Source organism: Oleiphilus sp. HI0132, assembly GCF_001635845.1.
On the sequence record NZ_LWGJ01001176.1, the window covers coordinates 1 to 5,301 of the forward strand.

At 42.8% G+C, this 5,301-nt stretch carries 6 protein-coding genes; all 6 read right to left on the minus strand.

Annotation, left to right across the window (positions count from 1 at the left end):
- Window positions 1-90 (minus strand): shikimate kinase (locus tag A3766_RS32710; protein WP_156508937.1); only part of this gene is annotated, 90 nt, incomplete at its 3' end.
- A 115-nt stretch (window positions 91-205) separates the two neighbouring features.
- The gene (gene pilQ, locus A3766_RS16695; RefSeq protein ID WP_231877493.1) at window positions 206-2,371 is read right to left on the minus strand and encodes a type IV pilus secretin PilQ family protein; all 2,166 of its coding nucleotides are present in this window, start codon (window positions 2,369-2,371) and stop codon (window positions 206-208) included.
- 19 nt (window positions 2,372-2,390) lie between these two features.
- Window positions 2,391-2,930, minus strand: a complete 540-nt coding sequence (locus A3766_RS16700) for a pilus assembly protein PilP (protein ID WP_068506594.1) — start codon at window positions 2,928-2,930, stop codon at window positions 2,391-2,393.
- Entirely contained in the window at window positions 2,930-3,616 is a 687-nt protein-coding gene (locus tag A3766_RS16705) for a type 4a pilus biogenesis protein PilO (protein ID WP_156494828.1), read from the minus strand. The genes A3766_RS16700 and A3766_RS16705 overlap by 1 nt, the downstream gene beginning before the upstream one ends.
- Window positions 3,616-4,200: a PilN domain-containing protein gene (locus tag A3766_RS16710; RefSeq protein ID WP_068506592.1), complete on the minus strand. Its 585-nt coding sequence runs from the start codon at window positions 4,198-4,200 to the stop codon at window positions 3,616-3,618. The genes A3766_RS16705 and A3766_RS16710 overlap by 1 nt, the downstream gene beginning before the upstream one ends.
- A partial coding sequence (locus A3766_RS16715) for a pilus assembly protein PilM (protein WP_369808634.1) occupies window positions 4,200-5,301 on the minus strand: 1,102 nt, incomplete at its 5' end. The genes A3766_RS16715 and A3766_RS16710, both read right to left, overlap by 1 nt.

Here is a 5,301-nt window from a genome sequence, read left to right on the forward strand (position 1 = left end):
GTTCAGCTCTTTGGCTAAAATTTTTCCTATGGTTGTTTTTCCTGCCCCCATTGGGCCCACAAAAACAATCAACGGTTTAGCTATACTCATATTTCGATCTTATGCCGGCCAATCAATATGTCAGTAAAGATTAACCTGTTTATTTTAAAAAGAAAAAAGGCCGCAATCTGCAGCCTTTTACCTAAGCTCAATAAGACATATTGTCCTATATTTGCTGGTCAATCACACCATTTTTTAATAGCTTAGGCGTGATAAAGATAAGTAATTCAGCACGCTCATCTATCTCTTCAGTCTTGGTAAATAAAGCACCTAAGTATGGGATGTCACCTAAGAAAGGCGTTTTAGTAACAGTTGTAGATCGTTCAGACTGAAAAATACCACCCAAGACAACCGTTTCACCATTACCAACAAGTACTTGAGTTAGTACCTCATTTGTTTCAATACTTGGAATACCTGCGGTCACTTCGCCACGGTTATCCTGATTGATCTTAAGATCCATAATGACCTGATCGTCTGGCGTAATTTGAGGCGTCACTTCTAAAGATAGCACGGCCTCTTTAAAGGAAACTGAGGTTGCACCAGAAGACGAAGCTTCCTGATAAGGAATTTCCTCACCCGATTTAATTGTCGCGGTTTGACGATCAGCCGTTACAATTTTCGGCTGGGCAACGATCTCACCCTTTCCATCAGATTCGAAAGCAGATAATTCCATATCAATTAGATAGTTATCACCACCAAAACCAATCGCTAAGGAAGAGCTGTTCGATCTGGTTACACCTAAATCAACAGCCAAAGCACCTGGAAATGAAATACTGTTACTATTTCCGTTCGCTATATCTGTCAGTTCACTAAGCGTCCCAGACGATCCACCTATACGGAACAAGTTATCTCCGCTACGATCTAAACCGCCACCACCCCACTGAATACCCATTTCTTCAGCTATATTCGAACGAGCTCTTACAATTCTAGCCTCAATCAATACCTGACGAACCGGAATATCCCAGGTAGATATCAATTTACGAATCTGCTCCTGCTTCTCTGATGTCTCTCTCACACTTATAGTATTCGTTCGTTCATCAGATGAAATAAAGCCTCGCTCTGAAATCAGCTCACTGTCCTGGCGCAATAGCTCCACAATATCTGCCGCTTTTGCATAGTTAATCTGAACGATCTCCAAACGTACCGGCGCTAATGCTGCAACCTGTCGGTTAGCTTCCAATTCAAGCTTTTCACGCGCCGCTATTTCTTCGGCTGGAGCGACAAGCAGTACATTACCCACCGTTCGCTTATCTAATCCTTTTGTTTTTAGAATCAGCTCTAGAGCCTGATCCCAAGGTACATTCTGTAAACGAAGGGTAATACTTCCACCCACGGTATCACTTGCAACCAAGTTAAGGCTGGTAAAGTCAGCAATTAACTGAAGAACAGCTCGCACTTCAATATTCTGGAAGTTCAAAGATAGCTTTTCACCAGTAAACGGAAACTTATCCTTTTTACGCTGATCGACTTCTTCTTCTGTTAGCGCTTCAACACTCACGGTAAATTTATTATCAGCCTGGTAAGCCAGGTAATCATAATGACCAGAAGCTTTAATTCTAATTAAGGCATCACCATCAACGATATCTGAATCAATACGACGAACAGGTGTTGCAAAGTCGACAACATCTAGACGCTGTCGAAGCCCCATAGGTAAGTCAACCTTTGGCATGCGTAACTGAATATGGCCACCCACTTCTGACATATCAATATCTACGTCAGGCGAAGCAAAGCTAACGACTATCTGGCCATCGCCCTTTTCACCACGCTGAAAGTCAATATTGGTTATGCCATTTCTATCCGCAGCAACTTTCCTAGAAAACGTATTCGCTGCTGGCATTGCTTCTGGCGATGACGCGACAGCTTGGTATGCTTCACCAGCACCCTCTGAGCCCACCAATACAAACAGCGTATTTCCACTCGTTCGCGTGCTATAGGGCACTAAGTCAACTAAATCAAGAATTACACGGGTTCGGTCCTTGGTGCCGATTACAGTCATGCGTTTCGCATTTCCCATACCAAGATTATGGTATTTCTCTGCCAGCTTACTGCTAGCGCCCGGTAAATCGAGCGCTATTCTTGCTGGTTTTTCAATCGTATAGCCATTCACTTCCGGCGGCGTTTCATCAAAAATCAAGGAAATTTCAACTCGATCTCCAGGCAGAGAAGCGAAGCTAACATCGTTAAGGTTAGCGGCATTTGCATTCATTACTGCAAAGAAGCAAACTCCAATCAGGGTTATTAATTTACGCGTCTGAAGGACCATTTCTGTAAACCTTAATATTCTACTTACTTTTGACTTAAACATGTTTGCTCTATTTGATATATCATTCATTATTCCCAAGCCCCCTTAATTACTGATCGTCCAGCGAGATGGTTCGCGGCCTTTCAAGCCAGCCGCCATATCCGTTGGGAACAATTTCAATCAAATCAATCTGACCAACTCTTACATCTACAATTCGGCCATGGTTTTTACCCATATACTGCCCAACCTTGGCCATATGTACGCTCTGCAACTCATCAGCAATCAGCGCCCACAAAATATCTTGTTCATTTCGCTGAAGCGTACCAACCATTTTTAACTGCCCTAGAGAGTATGACTCCAGAACCTCAGGAACTCGATCAAAATCCGGCTTAACGTTACTTTGATCTTTTTGTATCTCTACCACGCTTACCACAACATCTTCAGGCGGCAAAAAAGGTGAACGTCTATTCGCAGCACTGTATGTAAATGCTCTATATACTTGTACTTCAGGCAAAGCCTCTATTTTTCCACGCGGCTTGGCATCAGCCTCTGCCATAAAGCGATCTAAATCACCAAAGCCACTACTCGTACCACAACCACTCAATAGAACACTTGATACGAGCACGAGAGACAAGAAAATTTTATTCATTATCTTCTCCTCCCTTTCTTCTTCTTAGATTGCCTACTTTTTTCTCTGTCTGCCTCAGTACCATAACGATATGTCTTCGCTTGCACAGTCATTTGCAGCTTATGACTGCTGCGCCCCTGACTATTTCCTTTAGACTTACTCTGCGTCTTGGAAATATTCATATCATGCAAAGTCACGATTCGTGGCAAGCTTGCAACACCACTCACAAAAGATGCGATGTCGTGATAAGTACCCGCAACCACGATTTCCATTGGTAATTCAACATAGAACTCTTTGGAAACCTCTGGCTTCAACTGAATGGATTCAATTTCCAAACCGCTTCCTAGCCCGGTATTGGTAATATCTTCAAGTAGGCCCGGAACCTCTGTTTTTGCAGGCAACTGCTTAAGAAGTACACCGAAAGACTTTTTCATATCTTCCATCTGTAAGCGAAAAGCCTCAAGATTTGCTACTTTATAAGCTCTACTTTCATACTGCTGCTTCAAGCTTGCTTCTTCTGCAGCGACTCTATCAAATTCGGTATATTGATCCTGAATCAGAAAGAAATAACCGCCTATAAGCAGCGCTAAAAAGACAACAACTAATACAATTGCTTTAACAGGTGTAGGCCATGAGCCTGCATTATTAAAGTCTATATCATTGGGATCAAAGCCTTTCAGGCTTTCCATAGATTCAGAAAAACCCACTATTTAGTCCCCTTTTCACTTGATTCCTGATCTTCAGCTAACTCAGGGGTCACCTGCTTAACACTAAGATCAAAACTATTTAGAGTCCCGTCATCACCTTTAATCGCACTCACGTCTTTCAGATTAGGGTTAGAAAACCAGACTGATGTTTCAAAGTTTCGCATCAAACCTGAAATACGGTTATTAGATTCAGCCAAACCCGTAATCTCTATGAGATCCTCTTTTCGCTCAAGGCTTTCATAATAAAGGCCATCTGGAAGTGTTCTCACCAACTCATCCATCACACGAACGATAACCGGGCGTGTTCCCTGTAAGTCCTGAATGACCTTCATTCTATCCAAAAGCTCTTTCTTTTCTTTTTTCAGCTCTTTGATCTCTTTAATTTTCTTATCCAGCTCAGCCATTGAAGAGCTTAAATAATTATTTCGAGACTTTTGAGTTTCAATTTCGGAGCTAACATAGTCTTGCCACAAAAACACGAGCACGACAGCAACAACAAGGACAGCGATCAACGATGTAATAAAATTCCGCTGCTTCTCGGCCCGGAGTTCTTCTCGCCACGGCCTAAGGTTAATAGAAGGCATTAATCAAAACTCCTCATAGCCAAACCACAAGCAATCATCAGTGATGGTGCATCATTGCTTAACGCAGACGCATTCACCTTTGAGCTTAAGGTCATATCAACGAAAGGGTTAGCCACAATAGTCTTGATCCCTGTTTTCTCTTCAACCAGCTCTACAAGTCCGTTTATTGACGCGACACCGCCAGCAAGCACGACATAATCGACTTCATTATATTGGCTTGAGGAAAAGAAGAACTGTAATGAACGGGCGACTTGTTGAACGACTGCCTCTTTGAAAGGAGCTAAGACTTCACGCTCGTAGTCATCTGGCAAGCCACCTTGCTTTTTAGCTAGCCCGGCCTCTTCAAAAGATAAGCCATAACGTCGCTGAATTTCTTCTGTCAGTTGACGACCACCAAATAACTGCTCTCTTGTATAGATCGTTTTGCCATCGGCAAGTACGCTCAATGTCGTCATCGTTGAGCCAACATCGACAATTGCGACTGTCTGCTCTTCACCTTCAACGCCAATTTGCGAACCGACAAGTTCAAAGGATCGTTCAATTGCGTAAGCTTCGATATCGATAACTTTCGATGTTAAGCCACCAATTTCCAGGGCTTCTTCCCGAAGTTCAACATTCTCTTTTCGACAAGCAGCTAATAATATATCAACCTGGTCAGCGCCCGACTCTGACTCGCCAAGCACTTCAAAGTCGATAGCCACTTCATCAAGAGGATAAGGTATATATTGATCAGCCTCGACAACGATCATATTTTCCAGCTCAGACTCGTTAAGCCCACCCGCCATTTGTATGGTTTTGGTGATAACAGCTGAACCCGCAACGGCAGCAGAAGCTAATCGACTATTAGCACGCGAGCGAGTCACCACCTTTCCGATGACTTCACCAACCAACTCCGAGTCATTAATATTCTTCTCTACTACGCAGTTACTAGGTAGCGGTTCCACGGCGTAACTCTCTACGCGGAACTTTTCACCATTCTTTGACAACTCCAATAATTTTACTGAAGAAGAACTGATATCGATTCCTAACAAGGAATCTTTTTTCTTTCCAAACAATCCAAACACGCGAAAACCCATTAAATTAATGGCAGCTACTTTGATT

Excerpts from the sequence above, each read along its gene's own strand:
- A3766_RS16700 (WP_068506594.1), bottom strand. The coding sequence starts at position 2,930 with ATGAATAAAATTTTCTTGTCTCTCGTGCTCGTATCAAGTGTTCTATTG.
- pilQ (WP_231877493.1), bottom strand. The coding sequence starts at position 2,371 with ATGAATGATATATCAAATAGAGCAAACATGTTTAAGTCAAAAGTAAGT.
- A3766_RS16710 (WP_068506592.1), bottom strand. The coding sequence starts at position 4,200 with ATGCCTTCTATTAACCTTAGGCCGTGGCGAGAAGAACTCCGGGCCGAG.